26 protein-coding genes and 1 other RNA gene are annotated in these 25,772 nt (G+C 49.6%); 6 read left to right on the top strand and 21 right to left on the bottom strand.

The features are described 5' to 3' along the window. Positions 1–32: 32 nt before the first annotated feature. The 6 genes from KNO61_RS00830 to secA2 form a co-directional block, all read right to left on the bottom strand. A complete protein-coding gene (locus tag KNO61_RS00830; RefSeq protein ID WP_078147281.1) occupies positions 33–950 on the bottom strand; it encodes a proline dehydrogenase family protein in 918 nt (305 codons plus the stop codon). Positions 951–1,107: 157 nt separating this feature from the next. After that, the gene (trhA, locus tag KNO61_RS00825; protein WP_012726872.1) at positions 1,108–1,779 is read right to left on the bottom strand and encodes a PAQR family membrane homeostasis protein TrhA; all 672 of its coding nucleotides are present in this window, start codon (positions 1,777–1,779) and stop codon (positions 1,108–1,110) included. A gap of 95 nt (positions 1,780–1,874) precedes the next feature. Next, positions 1,875–3,317: a carbon starvation CstA family protein gene (locus KNO61_RS00820; protein WP_012726873.1), complete on the bottom strand. Its 1,443-nt coding sequence runs from the start codon at positions 3,315–3,317 to the stop codon at positions 1,875–1,877. 185 nt (positions 3,318–3,502) lie between these two features. Then, the gene (locus tag KNO61_RS00815; protein ID WP_214872501.1) at positions 3,503–6,256 is read right to left on the bottom strand and encodes a bifunctional 2',3'-cyclic-nucleotide 2'-phosphodiesterase/3'-nucleotidase; all 2,754 of its coding nucleotides are present in this window, start codon (positions 6,254–6,256) and stop codon (positions 3,503–3,505) included. A gap of 133 nt (positions 6,257–6,389) precedes the next feature. After that, positions 6,390–7,193, bottom strand: coding sequence for an SLAP domain-containing protein (locus KNO61_RS00810; protein WP_047795105.1), 804 nt, complete (start codon positions 7,191–7,193; stop codon positions 6,390–6,392). Continuing rightward, positions 7,193–9,559: an accessory Sec system translocase SecA2 gene (gene secA2, locus KNO61_RS00805; protein ID WP_214872500.1), complete on the bottom strand. Its 2,367-nt coding sequence runs from the start codon at positions 9,557–9,559 to the stop codon at positions 7,193–7,195. The genes KNO61_RS00810 and secA2 overlap by 1 nt, the downstream gene beginning before the upstream one ends. Positions 9,560–9,812: 253 nt before the next feature. Here secA2 and KNO61_RS00800 point away from each other — a divergent pair, with 253 nt between their 5' ends. Continuing rightward, complete coding sequence (locus KNO61_RS00800) at positions 9,813–11,108, top strand: Y-family DNA polymerase (protein WP_078147285.1); 1,296 nt, start codon at positions 9,813–9,815, stop codon at positions 11,106–11,108. Continuing rightward, positions 11,105–11,434 (top strand): YolD-like family protein, encoded by a 330-nt coding sequence (locus KNO61_RS00795; protein WP_078147286.1) that lies wholly within the window; start codon positions 11,105–11,107, stop codon positions 11,432–11,434. The genes KNO61_RS00800 and KNO61_RS00795 overlap by 4 nt, the downstream gene beginning before the upstream one ends. Here KNO61_RS00795 and KNO61_RS00790 read toward each other — a convergent pair. Continuing rightward, the gene (locus KNO61_RS00790) at positions 11,431–12,987 is read right to left on the bottom strand and encodes a SulP family inorganic anion transporter (RefSeq protein ID WP_251030762.1); all 1,557 of its coding nucleotides are present in this window, start codon (positions 12,985–12,987) and stop codon (positions 11,431–11,433) included. The genes KNO61_RS00795 and KNO61_RS00790 overlap by 4 nt on opposite strands. Before the next feature lie 194 nt (positions 12,988–13,181). Between KNO61_RS00790 and KNO61_RS00785 the strand changes: the two genes are divergently transcribed. Further along, positions 13,182–13,835 (top strand): hypothetical protein, encoded by a 654-nt coding sequence (locus KNO61_RS00785; protein ID WP_214872498.1) that lies wholly within the window; start codon positions 13,182–13,184, stop codon positions 13,833–13,835. A 28-nt stretch (positions 13,836–13,863) separates the two neighbouring features. Here the strand turns inward: KNO61_RS00785 and KNO61_RS00780 are convergent, their stop codons facing one another. Then, a complete protein-coding gene (locus KNO61_RS00780; RefSeq protein WP_214872496.1) occupies positions 13,864–15,276 on the bottom strand; it encodes an NAD(P)H-binding protein in 1,413 nt (470 codons plus the stop codon). Positions 15,277–15,411: 135 nt separating this feature from the next. Between KNO61_RS00780 and KNO61_RS00775 the strand changes: the two genes are divergently transcribed. Then, positions 15,412–15,600: a hypothetical protein gene (locus KNO61_RS00775; RefSeq protein ID WP_031422898.1), complete on the top strand. Its 189-nt coding sequence runs from the start codon at positions 15,412–15,414 to the stop codon at positions 15,598–15,600. 1 nt (position 15,601) lies between these two features. Here the strand turns inward: KNO61_RS00775 and KNO61_RS00770 are convergent, their stop codons facing one another. Together KNO61_RS00770 and KNO61_RS00765 are read right to left on the bottom strand one after the other, a co-directional pair. Continuing rightward, on the bottom strand, positions 15,602–15,901 hold the full coding sequence (locus KNO61_RS00770) for a hypothetical protein (RefSeq protein WP_214872494.1): 300 nt from the start codon (positions 15,899–15,901) through the stop codon (positions 15,602–15,604). 2 nt (positions 15,902–15,903) lie between these two features. Continuing rightward, positions 15,904–16,110, bottom strand: a complete 207-nt coding sequence (locus KNO61_RS00765) for a helix-turn-helix transcriptional regulator (RefSeq protein ID WP_214872493.1) — start codon at positions 16,108–16,110, stop codon at positions 15,904–15,906. A gap of 177 nt (positions 16,111–16,287) precedes the next feature. On the opposite strand from KNO61_RS00765, the gene KNO61_RS00760 reads away from it, so the two are divergent. Then, entirely contained in the window at positions 16,288–16,788 is a 501-nt protein-coding gene (locus KNO61_RS00760; protein WP_214872492.1) for a hypothetical protein, read from the top strand. A 37-nt stretch (positions 16,789–16,825) separates the two neighbouring features. On the opposite strand, the gene KNO61_RS00755 is transcribed toward KNO61_RS00760, so the two are convergent. From KNO61_RS00755 to KNO61_RS00740, 4 genes are all read right to left on the bottom strand, one after another. Further along, positions 16,826–17,467, bottom strand: coding sequence for a hypothetical protein (locus KNO61_RS00755; RefSeq protein WP_214872491.1), 642 nt, complete (start codon positions 17,465–17,467; stop codon positions 16,826–16,828). An 11-nt stretch (positions 17,468–17,478) separates the two neighbouring features. Next, positions 17,479–17,943 carry a GNAT family N-acetyltransferase gene (locus tag KNO61_RS00750; RefSeq protein ID WP_214872490.1) on the bottom strand — a complete coding sequence of 155 codons (465 nt, stop codon included), beginning with the start codon at positions 17,941–17,943 and terminating at the stop codon, positions 17,479–17,481. A 68-nt stretch (positions 17,944–18,011) separates the two neighbouring features. After that, positions 18,012–18,347, bottom strand: a complete 336-nt coding sequence (locus tag KNO61_RS00745; RefSeq protein ID WP_214683882.1) for a hypothetical protein — start codon at positions 18,345–18,347, stop codon at positions 18,012–18,014. A gap of 229 nt (positions 18,348–18,576) precedes the next feature. Next, positions 18,577–19,008, bottom strand: coding sequence for a hypothetical protein (locus tag KNO61_RS00740; RefSeq protein ID WP_078147294.1), 432 nt, complete (start codon positions 19,006–19,008; stop codon positions 18,577–18,579). Positions 19,009–19,142: 134 nt separating this feature from the next. On the opposite strand from KNO61_RS00740, the gene KNO61_RS00735 reads away from it, so the two are divergent. Then, a complete protein-coding gene (locus KNO61_RS00735) occupies positions 19,143–19,508 on the top strand; it encodes a hypothetical protein (RefSeq protein ID WP_078147295.1) in 366 nt (121 codons plus the stop codon). A gap of 110 nt (positions 19,509–19,618) precedes the next feature. Here the strand turns inward: KNO61_RS00735 and KNO61_RS00730 are convergent, their stop codons facing one another. The 7 genes from KNO61_RS00730 to KNO61_RS00700 all read right to left on the bottom strand — a co-directional run bounded on the left by KNO61_RS00730 (position 19,619) and on the right by KNO61_RS00700 (position 25,772). After that, entirely contained in the window at positions 19,619–20,578 is a 960-nt protein-coding gene (locus KNO61_RS00730) for an HNH endonuclease signature motif containing protein (RefSeq protein WP_168169852.1), read from the bottom strand. A gap of 216 nt (positions 20,579–20,794) precedes the next feature. Further along, the gene (locus KNO61_RS00725) at positions 20,795–21,247 is read right to left on the bottom strand and encodes a hypothetical protein (RefSeq protein WP_214872489.1); all 453 of its coding nucleotides are present in this window, start codon (positions 21,245–21,247) and stop codon (positions 20,795–20,797) included. Between the two features lie 175 nt (positions 21,248–21,422). Beyond that, positions 21,423–21,566 carry a hypothetical protein gene (locus KNO61_RS00720; RefSeq protein ID WP_047795092.1) on the bottom strand — a complete coding sequence of 48 codons (144 nt, stop codon included), beginning with the start codon at positions 21,564–21,566 and terminating at the stop codon, positions 21,423–21,425. Positions 21,567–21,680: 114 nt separating this feature from the next. After that, positions 21,681–22,036: a transfer-messenger RNA gene (ssrA, locus tag KNO61_RS00715) on the bottom strand. A 49-nt stretch (positions 22,037–22,085) separates the two neighbouring features. Further along, the gene (smpB, locus tag KNO61_RS00710) at positions 22,086–22,556 is read right to left on the bottom strand and encodes an SsrA-binding protein SmpB (protein ID WP_012726899.1); all 471 of its coding nucleotides are present in this window, start codon (positions 22,554–22,556) and stop codon (positions 22,086–22,088) included. 54 nt (positions 22,557–22,610) lie between these two features. Next, entirely contained in the window at positions 22,611–25,016 is a 2,406-nt protein-coding gene (gene rnr / locus KNO61_RS00705; protein ID WP_214734742.1) for a ribonuclease R, read from the bottom strand. A 15-nt stretch (positions 25,017–25,031) separates the two neighbouring features. Beyond that, positions 25,032–25,772, bottom strand: a complete 741-nt coding sequence (locus KNO61_RS00700) for an alpha/beta hydrolase (protein ID WP_031422876.1) — start codon at positions 25,770–25,772, stop codon at positions 25,032–25,034.

Raw genomic sequence — 25,772 nt, 5'->3', positions numbered from 1 at the left:
CACGATATCAAGTAAAATACTATGAGTTTCACTTACTTCTTCACCATTCCCTTTAACACGAACGCCACGTTTGCCGGACGTTCCGCGAGACGGCGCATGAAATAGCCGTACCAGTCACGACCGTATGGAACGTAGACACGGACTTTGTATCCTTGGCGCACGAGCTCGAGTTGACGCTCGACGCGGATGCCGTATAACATCTGGAACTCGAACTGGTCGAGTGGAATGTTGTTCTCTTTGACGTGCTCGATGATGGCGTCAATCATATGGTCATCGTGTGTCGCGATGGATGCGTAGTTCCCGTTCGCAAGATGGAGTTTGACGAGCTTCACGTAGTTATGGTCCACGTCCTCTTTTTCAGGGAACGCGACCGTCGCCGGCTCTTTATATGCCCCTTTGACAATGCGGAGGTTCGGCTTGAGCGGCGCAAGATGATTGATGTCATCTTCCGAGCGGTACAAGTACGACTGGATGACCGTTCCGAGACCGTCGAATTCAGCTTTCAGCTTTTTGAACAATTCGAGCGTCTTTTCACAACGCTGCTCATCTTCCATATCGATGGCCACAAAGACCCCGACTCGTTGTGCGACCGTCAAAATTTGACGCATGTTGTCTTCAATCAACTCGTCCGAGATATCGAATCCGAGTGACGTCAGCTTGAGTGACATATAGGCGTCTAATTGCTCTTCTGCCATAATTTCAATCGCACGCATGATCTCGTCGCGATTCGTATTCGCCTCTTCGACCGTCTTAATAAATTCCCCGAGATGATCGACCGTGACCGACAACCCTTTCGCGTTCAATTCGCGAATCGTCGGGACAGAAGCCTTAAAGTCTTCCCCTGCTACAAAGCGTGATGCACCAAATCGTAGGCCATATTTCTTTGCCAAACTGTTGAGTGTTTTGTTTTGTGACATGTAGATAAATCCATCGCGCAACACTTTTTCCATCTGATTTTCCCCCTTACTTTTACACCCATCTATCTCTATGATGATGTCTGCAATTATTATGACACACAAACGTCATTTCGTCTGTATTTTTGTAACCGTTTGCAGCACTTTCTTCCCAACTTTTCAAAAAAGACAGACGTCCCGTAGGACGGCTGTCTTATAGGCTTGTCGAAGGTGCGACATAGAGTAAAATACTGAGGAAGATGAACACGCTTCCCGCTAGGACGAACAAGTGCCAAATGGCATGGTTGAACGGCAGTTTTTGCCACACGTAAAACACGATACCGACCGAATAGGCGATCCCTCCTGCGAGAAGAAGCATGAACCCTTGATGACCGAGTGATTCATACAACGGACGGATGGCGATGATGCAGATCCAGCCAAGTGCGAGGTATGTCACATTGGACACCCACATGTACTTTCCGGTCGAAAATAGTTTCCACACAATCCCGAGAATTGCCACACCCCACACGATCCCGAATAACGTCCAGCCGAGCGTCCCGTGAAGGGTCACGAGGGCGAACGGCGTATAACTTCCGGCGATGAGTAAGTAAATCCCCGCATGGTCGAACACTTGCAACACCCGCTTCGCCCGTGGATGCGGAATGGCGTGCATGAGCGTCGAGAAGAGATAGAGTAAAATCATCGATGCCCCGAACACACTGACCGCGGTGACGTTCCATGTGCTCCCACTCTCTGTCGCGCTCATGACGAGCAGGACGAGGGCGACGATGCTGAAGATGACTCCCAGGCCGTGCGTGACCGCGCTCGCAATCTCTTCCCCGAGCGTGTCGGCATGGAGCATCTCTTTGAGTTGCTCTTGTTTCATGTGCTCCCACCTTCCATAACTGTTCCTTCTAGTATGGACATTTCCCGATTTGAACGCAATCAAAAACACGGGCTACCGATTAGCCCGTGTCGAGATTATGCGACTTCTTTCACCGGAACGTCACATTCCATTTGCGCTGCTCGCATCGCGCGTGCCCGTTTGTGGAACAAGACAAGAAGCGTCAACGTGCCGAGTGTCGAGATGACGTACGGAAGGACTCCGTCCAGTTTGAAGCCGATTGGCGCCGTCAAGATGTAGAACCAGACTGCATATAACATGAACGTCCCCGGAAGGAGCGCGATGTAGTGGTTTTTCCCTTTAATGTAAAGGTACATCGCCCCGACGAACAGTGCGATGACCGCCGTCGTCTGGTTCGCCCAGTTGAAGTATTGCCAAAGCATTTGGAAGTCCATGTTCGTGAGCACGTATGAGATCGCGAAGAGTGGAAGCGCGATCCAAAGACGTGACGAGAACTTCTTCTGTGCGATCGACATGTAGTCCGCGATAATCATCCGTGCGCTACGGAATGCCGTATCTCCTGACGTGATTGGTAAGACGATGACTCCAAGAATCGCGAGTGTCCCGCCGATGCTGCCGAGCATGAGTGTCGCCACTTCTTGCACGACGAGTGCCGGAGTGCCCGCACTGATGAGTCCAAGTAATTCACCCGGCTCAAAGATGGCCATCGCCGCTCCAGCCCAAATCATCGCGATGACCGCTTCGGCGATCATCATGCCGTAGAAGATTTCACGGCCGTTGCTTTCTTTCATCGTCGTCCGCGAAATGATCGGTGACTGTGTCGCATGGAAACCAGAGAGCGCCCCACATGAAATCGTAAAGAAGAGGAGCGGCCAGATCGGTAAGCCGTCCGGATGCATGTTCGTCAATGTCATCTCTGGAATCTTGTATCCTTGAGCGAACAAGCTGACCGCAATCCCGATGGCACTGATGACGAGTAGCGCCCCGAAGAACGGGTAGATACGTCCGATAATCTTATCGACCGGGAGAAGCGTCGCCAAGATGTAGTAAGCGAATACGGCGAAGATGACGATGGTGAGCGTCGATGCGTTCCCATCGAACAAGTTGTTGATCATGTTACTCGGAGACGTGACGAACACCGTCCCGACAAGAAGTAAGAGTAAGAGTGCAAACCCGTTGACGATATGGCGAAGCGAACGCCCGAGAAACTTTTCCGCCAGTTGTGGCAAGTGTGCCCCGTTGTTTCGAAGGGAAATCATTCCTGTCAAATAGTCATGAACCGCACCGGCAAAGATCGATCCGAAGACGATCCAAAGGAAGGCGACCGGTCCGTAGAGCGCCCCCATGATTGGTCCAAAGATTGGTCCGACACCGGCGATGTTGAGCAATTGAATCATCGAGTTCCGTTTTTTGCCCATCGGCACGTAGTCGATGCCGTCCTGAGACGCATAGGCGGGCGTCGTCCGCTCTTCCTTGATGCCGAACGTCTTCTCGACGTAACGACCATATACTAAATACCCGACCAAAAGTAGTGCGAGTGCGACGAAGAATGTAATCATCTGTCAGTCCCCTTTTCCGTACATATGTAGCCGAATCCCATCAGCTCTTCGGTTTACACGTGTCATGTAACCGATTACATGTTTGATTATACATAAGACTAGATGATAATGTAAGGGCTTTCATTCACATTTTAGACACTTTTATTCGACAAAAAACGACGCCCGATTCGGACGTCGTTCTGTACTTATTTCAAGTTGAAAGTTGATTGTTTTGCGCCAGAACCATCGTAGTCACTCGCGATGACTTTGTACGTCCCTTTCGCAAGGCCTTTTTTGAATGTGAACGTATACGTACCAGCCCAGCTCGCCTTCACTTTTGCAACTTGCTTGCCTTTGGCGTCTTTCAAGAGGACCGTCGCGCCTGGTGTCGTTTTCCCGATCAAGGCACGCGTACCCGCTTTCACGCCTTTCGTGTTCTTCGGCGTCACCATCTTAGGTTTCTCAATCACAAATGACTCGGATTCAACCACTTTACCAGAAACATCTTTCGCTTCGATTTCATAGCTTGCCGCAACGAAACCAGCACGCTTCGTGAATTCGAATTTACCAGATGCATCTGCCGTCGCATAGGCGATTCGTTTTCCGTCCCGCTTCAACACCATTTTCGCACCTGGCGAAGACGTTCCCTTCAGTACTGGCGTGTTGGCATACGTCAAACGTTTCGAGATGGCTGGCGTTCCGACAAATCCGTCTCCGACGACTTTCGTTTCCGTCATCGTCTTCCCGTTCAATTCGCTTTCAATCGTCAATGACTGACGGAGTTTGAGCGGTTTGACCGTCAAACGGTACATGCCTTCTGCATCGGCTGTCGTCGTGGCGAGAACCGTTTGGCCATCTTTCAATGTCACGTTCGCATTTGGCGCCGTCTTCCCGGTCACGACTTTCGCACCTGGTTTGATGACATCGACCGAAAGCGTCAAATCAACTGGTACTGCCTCGAGCTCCGTCGTATAAGTGCGGAAGAGACGACCTGCCGCATCTTGACGGGTCTCGTCCGTCGCTTCGATTCCTTCGTAAAGGTTCAAGTACTGCTTCCCTGCGTCCGCTGTCTCAAATGTCACCGAACGCTTCGCGTCTGCGACAATCTTCCAGTTGTTGTCGGCTTTGTAGTCCAACTTGTCTTTACTTTCGACAATGTAGTCCGAGATGACGTTACGTGTCTCATACGCTGAGCGATAGACGATGTTCTTCCCGCCACCAAGGCCTGGGAACGATGAAGAACCTGCGCGATAGTTGTTCGTCGCGACTAAGAACTCTTGGTCCATCTTGATCGGTTGTCCATTGTACTCGACGTTCTTCACGCGATTCGCGTTTTCGTTGACGAGCTTTCCGCCGACATCGAACTTCGCAGGACCTGTGACATCGATCTCATACGTCAAACCGTCGAGAATATCGAAGTTGTAGCTACGGAATTGAAGGTTGAGTAAGTTTTCGCCATCTTCTTCGATTTGGTCAAACGCACCCGCTGACATCTCGAGCCAATCCATGACATCTTTTCCTGTCACTTTGACGACTTCGAGCGTGTTCGGATACACGTAAAGGTCCGCGACGTTTTTCAAAGCGATTTGCCCTTTCGGGATATTCGTATAGTAGCTTGCATCTGTCAATTCACGTCCACCCGCTTTGAACGGTGCGCCTGCTGACAAGAGTGGCAACTCTTTATATGCAGAAAGTTCCGGGTTCGTTTCAAGCTCTTTCTCGACATACCACTTCTGTGCGTTCGTCACGAACTGAACCGATGCATCATCACGGACGAGTGCGAAGTAGCTCTGGATGTCATCTTGAATCTCACCGACCGGTTGGTTGATGTAGTCGATCGTCGCCAAGTGGTCGTCTTCGATCAACGCTTGAATCGTCGGGTCGACCGCCGTATCAGCCGTCACCGTATCGAGTGCTGCTGACGCATCGACGATTTGCCATTTCCCTTCTACGAGTTCAAGTTCAAAATCGATGACGCCGAGGTCCTTCCCTTGGTTGTTCGCCATGACGACCGGTTTGCCATTGATCGTCCCTTTTGTCATGTCGACGTTCGGGAATGAGGCGAACATGCCTTTCGCATCCGGGAAGCGACCGTGTTGGTGCCCCGTCATGACCATGTCGAGTCCGTCAATCTTCGTGAGCGCGTATCCGACGTTCTCTTCGCTGTCGAGTTGTTCGTCCGCGAGCGCCGCACTGTCACCGATGCCTGAGTGCGCGAGGGCGACGACGACGTCCGCTCCCCGGTCTTTCAATTTTTGAACCGCTTCACGTGCGGACGGGATGATATCCTCTGCCGTCACACGGCCTTGAAGGTTCCCCGAATCCCATGACATGATTTTCGGAGGGACGACTCCGAATACGCCGACTTTGATCGTATGCGTTTCCCCATCCAAGTCTGTGACCGTTCGTTCGATGATTTGGACCTCTTGTCCATCCACGTTGAACTTCGAGACGATCGGGTTGCCTTCTAAATCTTTGACGTTCGAGTTGACGAAACGAAGTTTCCCTTTCGACCCTTCCATCGCGTTGTATAAGAATGCGAGACCGAAGTTGAATTCATGGTTCCCGAGTGTGACGGCATCGTAGTTGAGTGCCGCCATCGCCTTGTACATCGGATGTTCGAACGCTTCATTTTTATCGACTTGGCTCTCACGGACGTAATCGCCAAACGGTGTCCCTTGAATCGTGTCCCCGTTATCGAACAAGAATGTGTTCGTTTCCCCAGCGGCTCCACGATGTTCCTTGATGAGTGTCGCGACTTTCGTCAACCCGATTGTGTTGTCGACCTTGTCTTGGAAGTAGTCGTAGTTCGTGATGTTCGTATGTAAGTCTGTCGTCTCTAAGAAACGGAGCTTGACGATATCCTCGTCCACTTCTGCCAAGACGTTCGGTGCCTGTAGTGGCAAAACGGTTGGTAACACGAGCGCGGTCGCGATCGACCATTTCAATGCGGTTTTCATGTGATTGTCCCCTTTTTCTGGTTGATAATTGTCTAACCATATTCAATATAACACCAGCCGTCTTTCCCTCCTATTAAAATTTTGTATAAAAATAGACCTAATTTCCTTTACAAAAATTAGGTCTATCCTCCTATTATTGTTTGATACGAACAGTGAACGGTCCATCGCCTTCAATTTCTTCAAATGTGACCGATACCGGGTACGCATGTTTCCCGTGAACCGGCTCTTCAAGACGAATCATCGTGAAGCCGACCACGTCCTCCCCACTCACGAGTTCAAGCGGGAGCTTCTCGACGTTCAAATGGCGGTCGTAGCCGTTGCGAAGGAGAATCGTCGCCGTGACGTCCGTCTCTTCCTTCTCCACCGATACGAGCATCAAGTTGAACTCGTTCTCCCCGACTGGCGGCGTCGAGATGTTCGTCCGCATGAGCTGTTGCCATGCACGTGTCGAGAACTTCGTCTCTTCTCCCGGTGACACGGGCTGAAGCGGGTCAATCGGGTTCATTTGGAAGACGAGTCGGAGCGAGTCGTACGACTCCACTTCCCCGAACATCTCATCCAAGAAGAAGTCCAAATAAACCGGCTTGCTCGTCCACGCCTCAAAGCTCGGCAGTTCAGAACGTCCGAGGACCTTCCGTCCGATTGGGACGTTATTCGCGTCTAGCAAGAGGACCGGCAATTCGTTGATCTCGAACGAGCTCGGAAGCGTGTTGCGGAACAACGCCACGATCGACAAGTCATGCCCGATCGACTCGACGTTCAATAACTCAATCGAGAGCTGATTATCGAGAAGTGGTGGAAGTCGTTTCGCATGATAACGGAAGACGTACTCGTCCTCTTTCGGGATCCCCATCGCGTCGTCGATGACGAGCGTCAATTGGCGCCCTTCCTCTTTATTTCCTGTCTCAATCTGTTTACGTTTACGAAATCCTAACATTATACTTCCTCCTCTGCCATCTCAGCGAAATAACGGTCGAGCTGGCATAGTTCCGTCGTCACATCCCGGGCGATATTGATATACGTCTGTTCGAAGATTTCCAGTCCTTCTTTTCCGAACTGACGGCTCGGGTCTTCCTGACCGTAGCTGCGAAGCCCGATCCCTTCTTTCAATCCGCTCATCGTCGTCAAATGGTCCGTCCACTTCATGTCGACGGCGCGGAGAAGCGACTCTTTGGCGAAGAGGACGATGTCGTCCTGTTCGAGGCGCGACGCCGTCGCAGCGATGATCGTCTCCATCCAGTCGTTTAAAGCATCCTTCAGTTCACGCGTATCGGCGATGTCTTTTGCCCATGTCGGCTCCTGCATCGTCAAGTAGCGTAAATCATCTTTCAACTCATCGATTGGCCATTCCTCAGGCACGAGTTCATCCGACACATGCATATCGATGCTGTTCTCGAGGGCGAGACGCATCATGCCGAGGACGTTTTTCGTGATGGCATCCGCATCGGCGTTGACGGCCTGGTTACGAATCGTATAGATGATATTCCGTTGTTCGTTCAAGACGTCATCGAGTTTGAACAAGTAGTCCCGAATCGAGACGCCGAGTCCTTCAATCGTCGTCTGCGCATATTCGATAATCTCGATCGCATCTTTCGTTGAGACCTCACCTGTCGCACTCGGCTTCAACTTCTTCTCCACGCGTTCTAGTTTCTGCGCCGCATAACGTTTCACGATCTCATCTTCGAGCGAGACGAAGAACTCGGTCGCACCCGGGTCGCCTTGACGCCCCGAACGACCGCGGAGCTGGTTGTCGACACGTTTTGACTCGTGGCGCTCCGTCCCGATGACGAAGAGACCGCCCGCTTCCTTCGCTTTTGCGTCGAGCGTGATGTCCGTTCCACGTCCGGCCATGTTCGTCGCAATCGTCACTTTGCCGAATTGACCGGCGTCCGCAATGATATCGGCTTCCTGAGCGACCGTCTTCGCGTTCAACACGTCATGCTCGATCCGCTTCTTCTTCAAATGCTTGCTGATGGCTTCCGATTGTGTGATCGAGGTCGTCCCGATCAAGACCGGACGTCCCGTCGCATGTAGTTCTGCCACTTTCTCAGTGACCGCCGCATACTTTTGCTCGGTCGTCATGAAGATGCGATCCGGATGGTCGACACGTTGACGTTCGCGGTTCGTCGGCACTTGGACGACGTCCATGTTGTACGTCTTCAAGAACTCTTGGCGCGACGTCTGGGCCGTCCCCGTCATCCCCCCAACGAGCGGATACATGCGGAAATAGTGCTGAATCGTAATCTCCGCCGTCGTCTTGTTCTCTTCGGTGATGGTGACGCCTTCTTTCGCCTCGAGCGCCTGATGCAACCCTTCTGACAAGCTCCGACCTTCCATGATGCGTCCCGTGAACAAGTCGATGAGTTCGATCTTGTCTTCACGCACGATATAGTCGACGTCAAGTTCGAACAAGACGTTCGCACGGAGTGCCTGGACGAGATAGTGATAGAGCACCTGGTGTGAGGCGCTGAACAGGTTGTCGATGGCGAACAGCTCTTCAATCTTGACGATTCCTTCTTCCGTGAACGTCGCAGATTTCGACTCGAGGTCGACCTCGTAGTCGGTCTCCTCGAACTCAGAAATGATCTGTTGCGCCAACTGTTTCAAGCGGATATGTGACCGGTCCTTCTGCGCGATGATGAGCGGCGTCTTCGCCTCATCGATTAAGATGCTGTCGACTTCATCGACGATGGCGAAATGGAACGGACGTTGGACCCGTTCTTCCGGCTTATGGACAAGGTTGTCACGCAAGTAGTCGAATCCGAACTCTGTCCCGACCCCATACGTGATATCCGCCTGATATGCAGAACGCTTCTCGTCCGCTTCGATGTCCGGGACGTTCAAGCCGACCGTCAACCCAAGGAAGTCGTGAATCTTCCCAATTTGCTCCGCATCACGTCTCGCCAAATAATCGTTCACCGTGATGACGTGGACGCCTTTTCCTTCGAGCGCCTTGACGTAACTCGGCAAAGCGGCGACGAGCGTCTTCCCTTCCCCCGTCGGCATCTCCGAGATGTTCCCTTCGAGGAGGGCGAACCCACCGATGAGCTGGACGTCATAGTGACGCATGCCGAGCACACGGACTGACGCTTCGCGGACGAGAGCGAACCCTTCTTCCGCGATGTCATCCACTTTCTTTCCATCCAAGAGACGTGCTTTGAGCGTCTCCGTATATGTACGCATCTCGTCATCCGAGAGGGCTTTCATCGTTGTCTCTAATTCATTAATACGCGCGACCCGTCGTTCGTACGCTTTCAAACGCCGGCTTTGATCATTCGTTAACTGTTTTACAAATTGGATCACACTAATAGCCTCCATCTTTCTATCAATTCATCACTTACATACTCGTCTATTATAACGAAAATCGAACCAATTCGGAGACTTTTTTACGAAAACTTCCTAAAAGTTGGTTTTTAGACACGTGAAAACCTATAAATTTTGGTTAATTTTCAAAAAGTATTTGTAAAAATATTTTCAATTCACTATTTGAGATGACGTGAGACCGTGTTACGATGAAAAAAACAGAACATTTGTTCGTAAAAAAGGAGTGGTGACGATGCGCAGACGAATCTTTTGTATCGACAGCGTCTCGTTCTATGCCAGTTGCGAGTGTGCCGCGCGCAACAAAAATCCTTATCAGACGAAGCTCGTCGTCCTCTCGAACCTGCAGGACAGCGGGGCACTCGTCCTCGCTGCGACCCCGAAGATGAAGCAGCTCGGCATCAAGACCGGGTCACGTCGTTTCCACATCGACCGCCTCCCGTGGCACGAACGACGGGACGTTTTGTATGCCGAGGCGCGGATGAGTCACTATTTGAACGTCTCCATCCAAATCATCCACATCCTCCATCAGTTCGCCCCGCCCGAGGCGATTCGCGTCTATTCGATCGATGAGACGCTCGTCGACATGACGGGGACGGAGCGACTGTTCGGAAGTGACGAGCACGTCGCCCACCTCATGCGTGCGACGATTTTTCGCTATACGGGCATTCCCGTCACCATCGGCATCGGACCGAACAACGTCCTCGCCAAGCTCGTCCTCGATTTGCATGCGAAAAAGAAAGGGGTCGCCACGTGTCTTCTCCAAGACGTCGAACGGCTCATCCATCCGGCGCCGATCGAGAAGATGTGGGGTGTCGGCACGAAAATGGCGGTCCACCTGCAGCGGCTCGGCATCTGGACGATCGGGGATTTGGCCCGTTATCCGCTCGAATCCCTTCATGAAAAGTTCGGTGTCATCGGTGCAGAACTTTGGCATCATGCTTGGGGCATCGACGAGTCGCCGACCATCCTGCCGGCGAGCTCTTTGTTCGGTGCGAAACGGACGCGACCGAAGTCGATCGGACACGGTATCACTCTCATGAAAGATTACACGACGTATTCCGCAATCCGGCTCGTCTTACAAGCGATCGCGGTCGAAGTCGGCATGCGAACCAGGCAAGCGGGACTCGTCGGAGGGACGATCCATCTCGGGGTGCGCTATACGCGGACGAGCGACCGGGCTGGCTTCAGTAAACAAAAGAAGCTCCCCCGCTTCACAGCGGATGAGCAAGAGTTTCTCCCGATCTTATTGCAGCTATTTTTAGACGGCTGGGAAGAGACGGAGGCCGTCCGTTACGTCTCGGTCGCTCTCGGCAAGCTCGAGCCACGGAGCGACCACGTCCAGTTATCGTTCTTCGAAGACGAATGGGCGAAAGCGAAACGGCTCGACTTCCTCGATTTGATTGACGGCCTGAACGTCCGGTTCGGTCGCGGCACGATCCGACCGGCGTCGAGCCTACTAAAAGACAGTCCGCTCCGGACGCGCCAACGTCTAATCGGCGGACATAAACAAGGAGGCGATTCCTCATGAGCAAGACCCGCTATCGTGACCGGGGTGAGTTGAAATGGATCCCATTTCTCATGCCCGAGCACGTCGCCCTACTGAAACGTTATTATGCCCAAATCCAAAAGATTGAACTGCCCGACTTGGACGAACAGCTCCTCTATCTTTGGCAGACCGAGCTCGAACGGGCCATCCGTGAAGGCGACCAAGTCGAGGTGACCTTGTTCGTAGACGGCTTGACGACAAGCATGCGCGGCTACGTCCACGCCATCTATTATGCCGAGCGCGAGGTCGAGCTGTTCGATGGCGAGGTGCGCCGCGTCCCGTTCGGCGACATCTTGTCCGTTCGTTAAGACGCCTCGATCGCTTCTTGGGTCGTCTCGAACGTCTCGATCCCGTCGAGTAGCCCATAGTGAGCAAGCGTCGCGCGAACCGACGGCGACAGATGCGCGAAGATGACATGCCGGTCGGCCGCTTTCAGTTCGGTGATGACACGCCGCAACTCTTCGACCGCGGTCACATCGATGACCGGACAGCGGTGAAAGTTGAAGATGAACACGTTCGGTTCCCGATGGATGTGATGGAGGACGTGCTCGAACAATTCGACCGCACCGAAGAAGAGCGGACCTTCGACACTGAAGACGATTTGGCCGTCTCGCGTGACGTACCGTTCTGTCCGTTCGCGCACATCAATCGTATCAGCCATTCGTTTCGCGAAGAGCGCGAGCGCACAGATGACGCCGACCTCGACGGCGACGACCAAGTCGACGAATACCGTCAATAGTAACGTGACGAGTAAGACAAGCGACTCGGATGAACGATGACGCAACATCGCCATCACGTGATGGCGTTCGGACATGTTCCAGGCGACCCGCATCAAAATCGGAGCGAGTGCGGCGAGTGGTACATAACTCGCGAACGGCGCGAGGACGAGGACCGCAACGAGCACCGTAATCCCATGGATGACACCGGCACGTCGACTGACCGCTCCCGCTTGAATGTTTGTCGCCGTCCGAGCGATGGCACCTGTCGATGGGATTCCACCGAAGAACGGCGTGATCACGTTCGCGAGCCCTTGCCCGAACAGTTCCTTGTCCGGCTTCATCTTCGTCCCCGCCATCCCGTCGGCGACCGTTCCCGAAAGAAGTGACTCGAGTGCACCGAGGAAGGCGATGGCGAATGCGGACGGGAGGAGCGTCGTGATCAGGTTGATGTCGATCGCGAGCCAGTTGAATTCCGGTAGTCCGCTCGGGATGCCACCGTATGCACTTCCGATCGTCGCGACCTCACCCGGGATGAGGAGACTGACGAACGTCGGCACGAGCATCGCCATGAGTAAAAGCGGTAAACGGAACGGCAGCTTCGGGACGAGCCAAAGCGTCAAAAACCCGATCCCAGCAATGACAATCGGCCAAGGACTCGCTTCAGGCAACGCCTGACCGAGGCGAAGCAAGTTCTCGTGAAAGTGTGGTGCCTTCTCAAAGGTGACTCCAAACAACTCATCGAGCTGGTCGACGAAGATAACGACGGCAATCCCTGCCGTGAAACCGATGGTGACAGCACGAGGCATGAAGCGGATGAGCCGTCCGACCCGAAGCACGCTCATGAGGAGCAACAACACACCGGCGAGAACGGTCGTGACGAGTAACCCTTCATATCCGTATGCGAGGACGACACCTGAGACGATCGGAATGAACGCTCCCGTCGGTCCGGCAATTTGGAATGTCGAACCCCCGAACAGGCTGACGAGGATTCCGGCAAAGATGGACGTGTAGAGCCCATATACCGGCGGGACTCCCGAGGCGATGGCGAATGCCATGGCGAGCGGGATGGCGACGACACCGACCGTAATTCCGGCCGAGATATCCTTTTGCCACATCTCACGTGTGGAGAGTGAGTCTTGCATCATACATTCCTTCTTTCCAATCAGTTCAAAAACGAGTTTAGTGTACGCCTGGAAAGAGGGCTTGTAAACGGATTGAGAAAAACGTTAACAGAATGTACAAAGAACGAGATGATACAATAGTCATTAGACACACACACATAAAAATTAGAATCATTGAGCTGATATTACCTGCTGTAACAAAGGAGATATAATCTATGGAAAAACAGTTCGCCATATTAAAAGATTTATCTAAATATCGTACACCGACTGAGATGAAAAGTTATTTTGAAGAGGTGATTCAAGCACTGAAGGACGACCGAATGGCTTTAGAGATTTCGAGGTTGCGCATAGGCAAGTTCAAAGAGTTTCAAGAGGAATTCGTACCAGCCTATGTATTTTCTCTCTCACCTTATTTTCCAAAGGGCGCTAAAGCGAAAATCATCATCGGGGATCAAAATTATGACTTTGTTATACTGCATCCAAACGGGATCGAAGAAAAATTCGAAGTGAGTTCTTACATAAATGGGATACGAGAAGTGGAAATTGCTGAAGCATTAAATGATACAGGTGTCTGGAATCCAAGGTTAAAAAGTTATGAACAGCTAAAAGAACAAGCTGCAGCATACATTAAAGAAACAAAAAAGAACATGCTGAAAAAATCCAAAAAAGATTATACACATGCGTCTCTACTGTTTTCTGTATCGACGTATGAGCTTGCGGCCATTTTTCGCAATGAGTTTGATACCTCTCTACAAGATTTAGTAAGGTTCCTGTATGACACTCCATTTAAAGCAAAACACGTATATCTCATCGTTCAAAATGGAGATGACATTCCGACGGTAGCTTCTAACATTATCAAAGTAAAGTAAAAAGACGCACCTTTCGATGCGCCTCACGTCAATTCGTCGGAGCCTCTACGACTTGATCGCCGTCTTCCGCGTCTTTCGCCAGCAACTTCACGTGTCGACCGAACAACCACATGACGACGAGATGGGCTTTCGCCTGCGTCTTCGTATAGAACCACCACGGAAGTGCTGGTACGAACTCATGGATGGCGACGAGTCCTTCATCCGACTCTGGTAATCGCCGGAACTCGAGACGCCCCGTCTTATCCTCTTCACTCAATTTGACGAACTTGCCCCCGTCAATCGCAAAGGATGCCATATCGTCCGTCGCTTCTTGTTCAAGCGATAGATGAAGCGCGACGAACGAAGGATCGAGCAGCGCAATCTCCCAATCATCATCTTCTTTTGTCGTCTGGATGAGCGGATACATAAAACGACCGAGCCACTCGAAGTACGTGTCCGCCATCCAAAGCGCCGACTTTTCTTCCGGCAGACCGAACCGCTGAATCGAACGGACCGTATACGACTTCGGTTGCTTTTTCTTCTTACCGCCCGAGGACTGCTTCTCCTCTTCCTCAAGCGCATGTTCGACAGCCTGTTTAAACGGGATTTCTCCCTGTCCGATGCCTTCGACCGTGTCTTCTGCGACCATCGCGTGTCCCATGCTCTCGACGAGCGGATAGACGGTCGCCTTCGGTTCACCCGTGACCGCCATGACCCATAGGCGCGACAGTTTGATTGTCGGGAACGGGAAGTCGATCAAGACGCGACGCTTGTCCATGACCTCGGCTGTCTGCTCGATCATCTTCCGATACGTCATCACCTCAGGACCTCCGATGTCGATATGACGGTCGTAGAGCGACTCAGCACCAACGACCGAGATGAGCGCCTGAACGGCTTCCCGGATGTCGATCGGGTGTGTTTCCGTTTTCGTCCAGCGTGGCAAAATCATCGTCGGTAACCGTTTGACGAGCTTCGCTAAAATCGGGAACGACGAACCTTCCGGACCGATGATCAGTCCAGCCCGAATCGTTGTTACCGGTACGCCTTGTCCGCCGAGGATGCGTTCGACCTCGAGTCGACTCTTCAAGTGACGCGACAACGTCTTCTCTTGTTTCGGGATGATGCCGCTCAAATAGACAATCTGCTCAATGTCGTTCTCCTTCGTCGCCCGAGCGAAGTTATCCGCAATGAGCGCGTCCATGTCTTCAAACGTCGCCTGCGTCAAGCCGCCGTTCGGAATCATCGAGTGCACGAGGAACATCGCGTAGTCCGCACCCTCGCATGCTTTTTTCGTCGCTTCGTATGAGAACAAATCACAGGCACGCCACGTGATATGGGCCTCATCTTCTTTATTTTTCGTCGATCGCGATAACGCGATGATGTCATACTCTTCCTTCAGCTGCTCCATCACGTTCGAGCCGATATAGCCGCTCGCCCCCGCAATGACAATCGTTTTCCGCATAATGGTCACTCCCCTAATTATTCGCATAGAGGTAATGTACCCGTCTTTTTAAAAAGATAAATCAGTCTAAGTATGTAGAGCCTGCTCGACCGATTCATACTAAAATGAGAATAATTAGAAAAAGGAGGGATATTCATGGGATTTTGGTACTTTCTTTTGCTTGGATTGGGAGTGATCCTCATCGTGCGAGGGATTGCAAGTAGCGCGAAACAAGGTGGATTGATTTTAGTCGGGCTTGTGATGGTCGGGGTATCCATATTTATGTTCCAAGATGGCAGCGCAGACTTGGTCGCGAATTGGTTGAATCAAATCACCGGTCGATAAGTCATGTCCTGCGAATCACAGCAAGATAAATTGACGATCCGATGCTTTGTATGAAAAAGACAAGCATGACAAAGTAGATGAAATAATATTGATCGAAAACTTGAAAAATTGCGACGAGGGCGACACCAACATAGACACCGATTGACAACATCGAATAAGAAATCGATTTGACTTTTAAGGCGAGCTGTCGCCCTCGTTCGTCTTGTGATTCGATTTTTCGTTCAAAGTTCGCCTTATAAAGTTCTGAGACAATCACACCAATAATCAAGACAAGAATTCCATACAGCAATACTTGATCCATCTTCACTCCTCCTCATATGTAAATAATGCGGGTAGTTCTTCATCGAGTACCGCCGCAATTTTGAACGCAAGGATGAGCGACGGGTTATACTTGTTTTTCTCAAGTGCAATAATCGTTTGACGACTTACTCCGACTGAATCAGCCAATTGTTGCTGGGTCCAGCCTTTCTTTGCACGACTGAGGAATATTTGATTTTTTAACGTCATCATCACCTCCTTATTGTATTCAAGTTCAGTGTAAACTATTTTTTACTAAATGTTAAGAATATATTACATAAAAAGATGATTAACCAAATATATCCTTTAGTATGTGGTTGTTATCTCAAGTTGAATCGTCTGAAATGACACTACATTACAATGTGACTTTTATATGGAAGGAGCTCGACAATGAAACAGTTCAAACGAGTAGGTGTTGCGGCGTTATTCGCCTTGATTGGATTTGCTCTTTTCCATTATGCGACCGAGTCGAAGACAGGTTCCGCTGCATGGACGACGGAAGTTGCGACGCATCACTTCAAAGATATCTTAGAAGCGCAGCGAGAAGCGATTGAAGCGCATACTCCTCTTGAAAATATCGAGCGAACGAAACTGTCACACGAAGATGACGTCGTCCGGCTCCTCCTCGGTCAACGAGATTGGGTCGAGCAATTCCACTATACGATTCAGGAGGTACAAGTGGATGAAAAAGGTGGACTTCTATACGCAAACGCGTATGTGACAAGAAATCTTCAATTTGAGAGCGGTGTCACGACCGGGCTTGGTGACGAGATGACGATTCAATTGACGTCTCCGAATGAGACAATCGAAGAGGTGGAGCTCGACAATCATAGCGTGACACAATCAGGCCAACCCTTTTTCAAACGCTGGATCAGTCGAGTGTTTGACTGAACAAATCCCACTTTCCGATTGGAAAGTGGGATTACTGTTAAAACGATAAATCTAAACCAGTACCATCATCAAGAAGTTCTCCGCTTTTAGCGGTATAGTCAACACGAATCTCGGCTCGCTTCAGGATGTCGTTCTCTTGTAACGCAGACATCCACGTCCGAACGCGCTCTTCGTCATCGGCTTCCGGCTCCCGATGAAGCGTCAATAAGATTGTCGGCGAAACGTCGGCTGTCTGATAGGCGATTGGATTTGCCGAGGAGACATCGAGTTGTCGGATACTTTCTTCGTCATATAGGACGACATAGGTGACGTCTGCACCAAACGCCGTATCAATCGAATCTTCAATCACCTCTGTGACCGCATCTTCCCATTTGGATGAGAGAAACGTATCAACGATTTCTCCGGTCGATTCATTCTCGTAAACATAAAATTCCGTTCCCGTTACCGAATCCACCGCAATCGCCGCATACTCAAACGGAAAGTTTCCCATGTTGTCGAATAATACGTCCTCTGTCACTTCAGCATCTTTGAATCGCTCGAGTACATATGATTCAGCCATCTTCATCACTTTTGCTTCCTCATCGGGATCTGGTTGCATCGACTGATAAAAGGCAAATACCAACCCCGCCACCCCAATCACGCCAAATCCGACCAAAAGCCACTTCAAGTAACGTTTCATGTCGACTCCTCTCATAACTGTTTGTTCATGGCGATGGACGCTTCTTGGAATCCGAGTCGTTTATATAATCGCTGTGCGTTTGGATTCGTACCGAATACACTTAGTCCAATGGATGTTGCTCCAAGTTCTTCTGAGACCACTTTTTCAAGTATCTCAAACACCGCTGTCGCATACCCTTGCCCACGGTACGTCTCTTCAATCAAAATGTGATAAATGAAGATGCGTTTCGATTCAGCTTGAAACGCATACCACAAAATTCCGACACGAGGGTCTCCGTTCATCACATGAACAATCGTCTGCCCTTCCCCGGGTTGATTGTCTGGGAAGAGGTCCCGAATCAATTGAGTCGATTCCTCTTGTGCCAACACCATCGGAAGTTGATAGTTGCGCGCGACATCTTTTGCATAATCGTCAATCAACCAAGTCACATAATTCGCGATTTCTGGTCCCGTCATCCTGGCAAAATGAATGGTCATCTGTTTACCCCTAAACGTTTTCCCTTAGTGTAACATACAATTTTTGGAATCACCGTTTCTAGTGAAGTTCAGGATTTTGTAAAATTATCGTATGTTATAGGCGTGAATTCAATTTCATATGCTTCACCAAGCGCTACTTGCAAACGCTCCGAAAGTAAGTCTCCTTCACGATTATGTTGCTCCACCTTGATTTCCCATCCTTTAGCAAGTGCATCCGTGTCCCAGTCAATCCATTCTCCGAATCGACTAACCCATTCATAGAAATCACGCTTCAATTGGTCAGAAATCGTAAACTCATTCAATTCTATATTGTATCGACAGGTCGCACACCATGTCGGGTCCGCCCCCACATCCGCCTCTATCGTGATTCTTTTCAAATTTTCACAATCACAAATCCTTTTCATTCATTCGCCCCCCAGGTTTAAGGTTAGATTCTGCATACTTATTCAAAATTAGGAAGATATCCTTTTGATTTATTCAGTCGAGAAATGTAGAGATGAAAATAGTGTGCAGATTATCTTTCATACAATTGATGGCTTAAGTGGATTAGATGAGACTAGTTGGTTATTCCCTTATTCAGTGACACGAACTAAAGAAAACCATTGGTCTACGCGAACAAATGATTTTCTAGGTTTAATATAAAGTGTCTTTAGCAACTTCATTTGTTGGATCTAGAACAAGAATTTTTTCCGCGATGGACTTTGCTTGTTCATCACTTACAATCTTTTCTGGGACGATGTTCAGAAATAACAGGTTCTCTAAGCGCTTCACATCTGCAGCATCAGTCAAATCCACGGCTCTCTGAGCATGGTATAAGGAAGAGGTATAAGCCCCTTCAATGTGGCAAAGGGGCTGTGATAGGACTTGAAAAGCTAAGTCATGTAATTTATCGTCCTCTGTGTCCAATAACAGATAGACGAGTACGGAGTAATTCGACAGATTTTCATTATCATACGCCAAAGTTAATAAATCATTTTTAAATGTTTCAAAATCAGTAGTTTGATAGATGTCTTTTACTTCTTTAAACCGGCCTGACACAATTAAAGTTTCTAAATTATTTGACACTGTTTATTCACCTACGCATTACTTATTTCTTTTTCTCCATGGATTATGGTAATGAAGCATTTGTGCACTTATAAAGATTAATTTTGGATATAATGGGTTTAAATGTTAAAATTAAAAATCGAAGGGGACTTTAAATGATCAAAAAAATCTTATGGGTACTATTGATGATGGGGTTAGCTCTATTTATTATTACTTTACAAATCAATCGATTGGGTGAAATGACACCGGAGATACAAATGACATTATTTATGTCGCTAGGAATTGTTGTCGTATTATTTATTCCACCACTCATCATGTCGTTCTTTTCAAATCCAATTATTTCATATCTAAACATTGCATACCAGGGAGTAATCGCTATATCTTTTTTAGGAATGTTGCCTATTGGTTTTATGATTCCAAACGGTATGTTTACAGCGATTATAGCATTGCTTGGGGTCGGGATTAGCTCGATGAGTATCATAACAATTTTAAGAACTAAAGAACTGAGTATTAGAAACTAACATACAAATATTCAAGTGAAAGTTAAAAGTGATGTGCTGATGTCTATGCTGTTCAACTATAGTGAATACTAAAACAAAAGTCGAACCTGTTTAATTAGGTTCGACTCTTTTCATGTCTTCGGAGCCCAATTGTTTTCAAATCCATTTTGAACGGCATAGTGATACAAATGAATGAGTTTCGATTCTTTGTATGTAGACATGTATTCTGCCGTACGCAGTTCATGATTTCGTTCTACCAAATTGTAGAGATAATCGATATTCGCTAATCGATTATTTTTACTCGTATTACATGTCGGGCATGACAGCACAAAATTCCATAAGACATCATTTTGCATATAAGACCAAGGAATGAAATGATCCACGTGAATTTGTTTTACAGGCTTTAGGCAATAGAAGCACATTGAGTGCCCGTGACTTAATAAAATTTGTTTAAACTCCTCAAGCGACTGACGGGCAGACACAAACTCCAGCTTGCTCAAGATTCGTTCCATCGCATCTTGGGAATTGTATTTTTCTAAAAAGATGGCTAACTGATAGTTTGTCACGTTCATGAGAACACGCTTATATTTTTCAAAGAAAACGACATACGCTGGAACGAGTTGAATCCATTCTTCTTTTCGATTGAAAGAGTAAATCGTTTCGTTAAAAGAGCGATAGAAAGAACCGTATACGTATTTTTTATAAAACTGATTCACGTTCCGAATCAATTGATTTTGTTGATGCTCTGGTAAACGGTCAAAGTTCCAATCTGACGGAATGTTGTGTTCTTTCTGAAAGGAGACCATCACGTTTTCAACAGCGCTCTGCTTCCCTAGTTGATTCATCTGTGTCAGCCCATGCTTGACGATGAGATTCCAATAGATTTTCGTCACATGTTTGGCAATCTGATGAAATGACACGACACCTGATTCATTCAATTCTGTCGTACATTCCAGTAACACCTTCATCAATACGTGTTTGTACGTCGTCGTATGAGAAGCGTTCATCAGAAATTGTTGTGTAAAGCGCCATAGGTCTGATTCGGTTAAATACACATCTTTCGCCTCAGCGACACTTAAATCCCATCCCAACGACTCCACCTCCATCCATTACACTATTGATTATAACGAATGCAGAAAAGAAGTGGATCTCACACATCAAACAGGAGCAGAAAACTCTCTTTTGATTTGTTCGATATCAATCATTGTCTTTTCATGAACATACTGAACGAGCGCATCATACTGTTCGACCGTATTCAATTTTTTGAACTTCTCCACATCCCCTTCAAAGCCCGCGAAATAATCACTTTAATACTCTGGATTGTTAAAGAGTCTTAAAAATTCCATATAGTCCTTGATGGTCATTTGACTCACGATGAGAGAGAGAATGGATTCCCACTCTTTGATTCGCCCCTCATGAATTTGTTTTTTGATGACGATGTCTTGTGCTTGTTCCATTTTGATTTGTTGAATGCATTGCTCCACTTCTAATCTATATTGGAACAACTCATCTCGATTTCGAGTGTCTAGCGTAGGTGTCACTTCGGTTAAATAGTACTGATACCGTTGCTTTCGCGGATGCTTGTTCTTGACTTTTTTAGGGCTTTGCTCCGAGTCATCAGGGTTCTTCGGTCGTTTCTTTAAATTGATTGATCCTAAAGCCCCCATGATTTCTTTGTTATGTTTTAATGCAAGTTTGCCTACTGTCGGACCATATTTTTTGACGCCATTCACAATCAATTCCGTCGATTTTTTAGACATGTGAACTCCTCCTTTGGTATGTATAATTACTTGACGATTTTCAAAAAACAACTCATAGTTTCTATTCAACAAAAAGATGATCAATCCCTTGATTCCCATCAAAAACCTAATAACCGGTGTCCTCTCCCCAAAAGAAAAGGATTAATGAGCAGGTACTCAATAATCCTTCACCAGATCACTTCTTCTCTTGTTGTTTCTGCAAATATGCTTCACGAAGCTGGTTCAATCGTTCTTTCTTGTTCGAGACAGTCGGCTTTTTGCCGTCTTGGTACTTCGCCGCAGCTACTTTGCTTCTCTTATCTAATTGATATTTTCCCATGTGTTTCACCTTCCTTTCTTCATGGCTTCAATCAAAAGCAAAGACCCTCTAATCTCAATGAAATTAGAAGGTCTTCATGAAAATCATTGATTGCAGTCGTTACAGACTACTTCAAAATGGAGACGGCGGGAGTCGAACCCGCGTCCGAAGGCATCGTAACGTATGCTTCTACGTGTGTAGTTTATCTATTGAATCTCGATGTGACACTGCCGATAAACAGGCGTTGTCGCATCCAGTCTGTTTCATCTCTTCTTCGCGCCCTCAGACGGCGAGGTTGAAGCGTAGCTTGCTTAGTTTGAGACCCTGAAAGTCATCCACACAAGCGATGGATGTCAGGATCCGCAGGGCACTTAGGCTGCTGCGAGTTGTGTGTTAGTTTTGCCAGTTATAGGCGTTTGCGTTTTAACGAGGCCGACCCCTCGACACGCCACATACGACCGACCTACCCCCGTCGAATCCATAACGTCCCCGAGGTGGTAATTGGTACTCTGTTTAATATACCACAATTAGGATCCGTTGTCAGTATTTTTGCCGATCGCGCATCGCACGGTCGACGTCACGCTTCGCGTCTTTCTTCTTCAAGTCCTCACGTTTGTCGTACTTCTTCTTCCCTTTTCCGACGCCGAGCAGGCACTTGGCGAACCCGTTTTTGATATACACCTTGAGCGGGATAATCGTGTAGCCATCACGCCCTGACGCCCCGATGAGCTGATTGATCTGCTTCTTATGCAACAATAGCTTTCGGACGCGGAGTGGGTCATGGTTGAAGCGGTTCCCCTGTTCGAACGGGCTGATATGACAGTTGTGAAGCGTCGCCTCGCCCCCGTCGAACCGGACGTACGCATCCGCGATGTTGATCTTCGATTGACGGACCGATTTGATCTCCGTCCCTGTGAGCACCATGCCCGCCTCAATCGTATCTTCGATCGCGTAATCGAAGGACGCCTTGCGGTTTTGGGCGAGTGCGTTCGAATCTTTCTTCTTGGCCATACACATTCAGTCCTTTATCTACAAGATACGGAGGAAGGGATGAGCCCTTCCCCGTCAGCGACGTTTCTTCGCACCTCGTTTGGCGTCGCCTTTTCGTTTGTGCTTGTCTTTCTTCTTCAGGTCGAGTGCCGAACGACCTTGGGAAGACTTCTCCCCGTCTCGTTTCGGTTTCTCACCTGGTTTGCCCGGCTTGCCAGGTCGTCCTGGTTTGCCGCGCTTCTTCTTGTCGTCCCGACCGCGACCGCCACGACGGTCTTTCTCGTCCTTCTTCGGACGACCGCCTTTCGCTTTGATCGTCGTCGGTTGGCGACGGCTTGACGGTTCCCGTTTCGGCATGCCGACGACCGTGAAGTCGATCGTCCGCTCGTCTAAGTTGACGGCGTCGACTTTGACACGGACGGCGTCCCCGATGCGGAATTGACGTTTCGTCCGCTCGCCGAGCAACATGAGCTGTGATTCGTCGAAGTGGTAGTAGTCATCCATCGACTGGAGACGAACGAGCCCTTCGATTGTATTTGGAAGCTCGATGAACATCCCGAAGTTCGTGACGCCGGCGACGACACCATCGAACTCTTCACCGAGATGGGCTTCCATGTATTCGGCTTTCTTCAGCGCCTGTGTCTCGCGCTCTGCGTCGACCGAGCGACGTTCCCGTTTCGATGCCTGTTCGGCAATCGCCCCGAGACGGTCCTCGTACTTCGCAATCGTCTTCTCCGACAAATCGTTGTTGAAGACGTACGTGCGCATGAGACGGTGGACGATCAAGTCCGGATAACGACGGATCGGTGACGTGAAGTGCGTATAGAAGTCTGTCGCAAGTCCGAAGTGACCGAGCGAGACGTCATCATATTTCGCCTGTTGCATCGAACGAAGCATGATCGTGCTGATGACCGGCTCTTCCGGTTCCCCGTCGATCGCCTTCAAAATCTTTTGAAGCGTCTTCGGTTCGACCGTCTGCCCTTTGATGCGTTCAATATGCACGCCAAAGTTTGCGACAAAGTCGAAGAAGAAGTCGAGCTTGTCCGGTTTCGGATTGTCGTGGACACGATAGATGAACGGCACGTCCATCTTGTGGAAGTGTTCCGCAACCGTCTCGTTGGCTGCGAGCATGAACTCCTCGATCAACTTCTCGGCGACCGAACGTGGACGAAGCACGATATCTGCCGGCTTCCCTTCCTCGTTGACGACAACCTTCGCCTCAGCGAAATCGAAGTTGATGGCACCGCGCGAGTTACGACGTTTCCGAAGGACTTCCGCGAGCTCAGCCATGAGGTCGAACTCACCGATGAACGGTTCGTACTTTTTCAACGTTTCTTCGTCATCACGTTCGATGATCTCACGGACGTTCGTATACGTCATTCTCTCCGTCGTCTTGATGACACTCGGGAACAGATCATGGCGAACGACTTTCCCGTTTTGTGGGGAGATCTCCATGACGCAGCTGAGCGTCAAGCGGTTGACGTGCGGGTTGAGGGAACAGATCCCGTTCGAGAGTCGGTGCGGCAGCATCGGAATGACGCGGTCGACGAGATACACACTCGTCCCACGTTCGAACGCCTCGACGTCTAGTGGTGAGCCCTCTTTCACGTAATGTGAGACGTCGGCGATATGGACACCGAGCTCGTAGTTGCCGTTATCGAGTTTTTTGACGTGGACGGCATCGTCCAAGTCTTTCGCATCTTCGCCGTCAATCGTGAAGATCGTCTCGTCACGAAGGTCGACGCGACCGATGAAGTCTTTCTCGTCCGCCTCGTCCGGTACGGCGTTCGCCTGAGCGATCACGTCCTCCGGGAACTCTGTCGGAATGCCGTGCTTATAGACGATCGACAAGATGTCGACGCCTGGGTCGTTCTTATGCCCGATGATGCGGACGACGTCACAGGCACCTGCGAAGCGTCCGTCCGGATACTTCGTGATGCGCACGACGACTTTATGTCCGTCGACGGCACCGAGTGATTTGTCCGGGTTGACGACTGGCCAGAAGTTGATGCGTTTGTCATCCGGCTCGATGAAGGCGAACTGGTCGAGTCGACCGCTCGGGAGCGTATACGTCCCGACGAACTCAGAGAGTCCGCGCTTCAGTACTTTCAATAAAATCCCTTCCGTTTTGCCACGGTTGTCCTCGCGTTTTTTGACGAGGATCGTATCGCCATGGTAGACGTCCTTCAGTTGGTCGGGCGGCAAGAACACGTCTTCCGCTTCCCCTTCGACCGACAAGAAGCCGAAGCCGCGCTGGTGAATCGAGATGATTCCCGCAACTTGTCCGAGCGTGGCGAGCGTCCCGTAACGGTTCGTCCGCGTCCGGCCGATGGCGCCCTCTTCCTCGAGGGCATTCAATGTGCGGATGAGCTCTTTGAAGTCATCCGTCGACGCGAGCTGTAATCGCTCGGTCAGTTGATCGACAGAGAGCGGTTTCTCGCTCGCCTGTAGAATCTCTAATAATTGGTCACGTAAATTCAACGTGACACCTCCTTCTTAGACTGACCAGTCTAACGTTTCGAGAAAATCGAGCACGTCCTGGTGCAGTTTCTCTTTTTCTTTGTCGAGTGTGATCACGTGTCCCGAGTTCTCATAGATGAGCAACTCTTTTTGGAACGTGTTGACCGCCTCGTAAATTTGATTCGCCGATTCCGGGTCGATCATGTTGTCTTTGGCGCCTTGGACGACGAGTGTCGGGACGAAGATGTCCTCGAGCTTCGACGCCGTGTCGCGGACGAAGGCACGGAGGTCTTTCAAGGTTGGCATCGGTTTGAACTCTGCCATCTCCTGCTCGATCTGTTCCGGCGACTTTTCTTCTCTACCCTTATATTCTCGGGCATATGCCTGGACTCCTTTATACAAGCGGTCCTCGGCATCGATTCCCGTCGGTGCGCACATCGGGATGACCGCCTTGACGTCTTTCTCCTCGGCGAGACGGAGCGACATCACGCCACCTAACGAGAGTCCGCAGACGACAATCTCCTCATGACCTTTGTCGACGAGCGTCTGGTAAGCGTCCAAGACGTCTTCCCACCAGTCTTTCGGTCCATATTGGAGTAACTCTTCCGGTGGGACGGCATGACCACGATAGATCGGTCCCATACATGTGTATCCTTCTTTTTGAAGGAAGCGACCGAGCATGCGGACATCCGCGCTCGATCCAGTGAAGCCATGTAACATCAACACGGCACGTTTTCCGCCCTCGAAGAAGAACGGTTTTGGTGCTGTCACTTTCAT

This window comes from Exiguobacterium sp. s140 (genome assembly GCF_018617035.1).
Classification (GTDB): domain Bacteria; phylum Bacillota; class Bacilli; order Exiguobacteriales; family Exiguobacteriaceae; genus Exiguobacterium; species Exiguobacterium profundum.
Note: the sequence above shows the minus strand (reverse complement) of the source record. Positions and strands in the feature narration are given on the sequence as shown.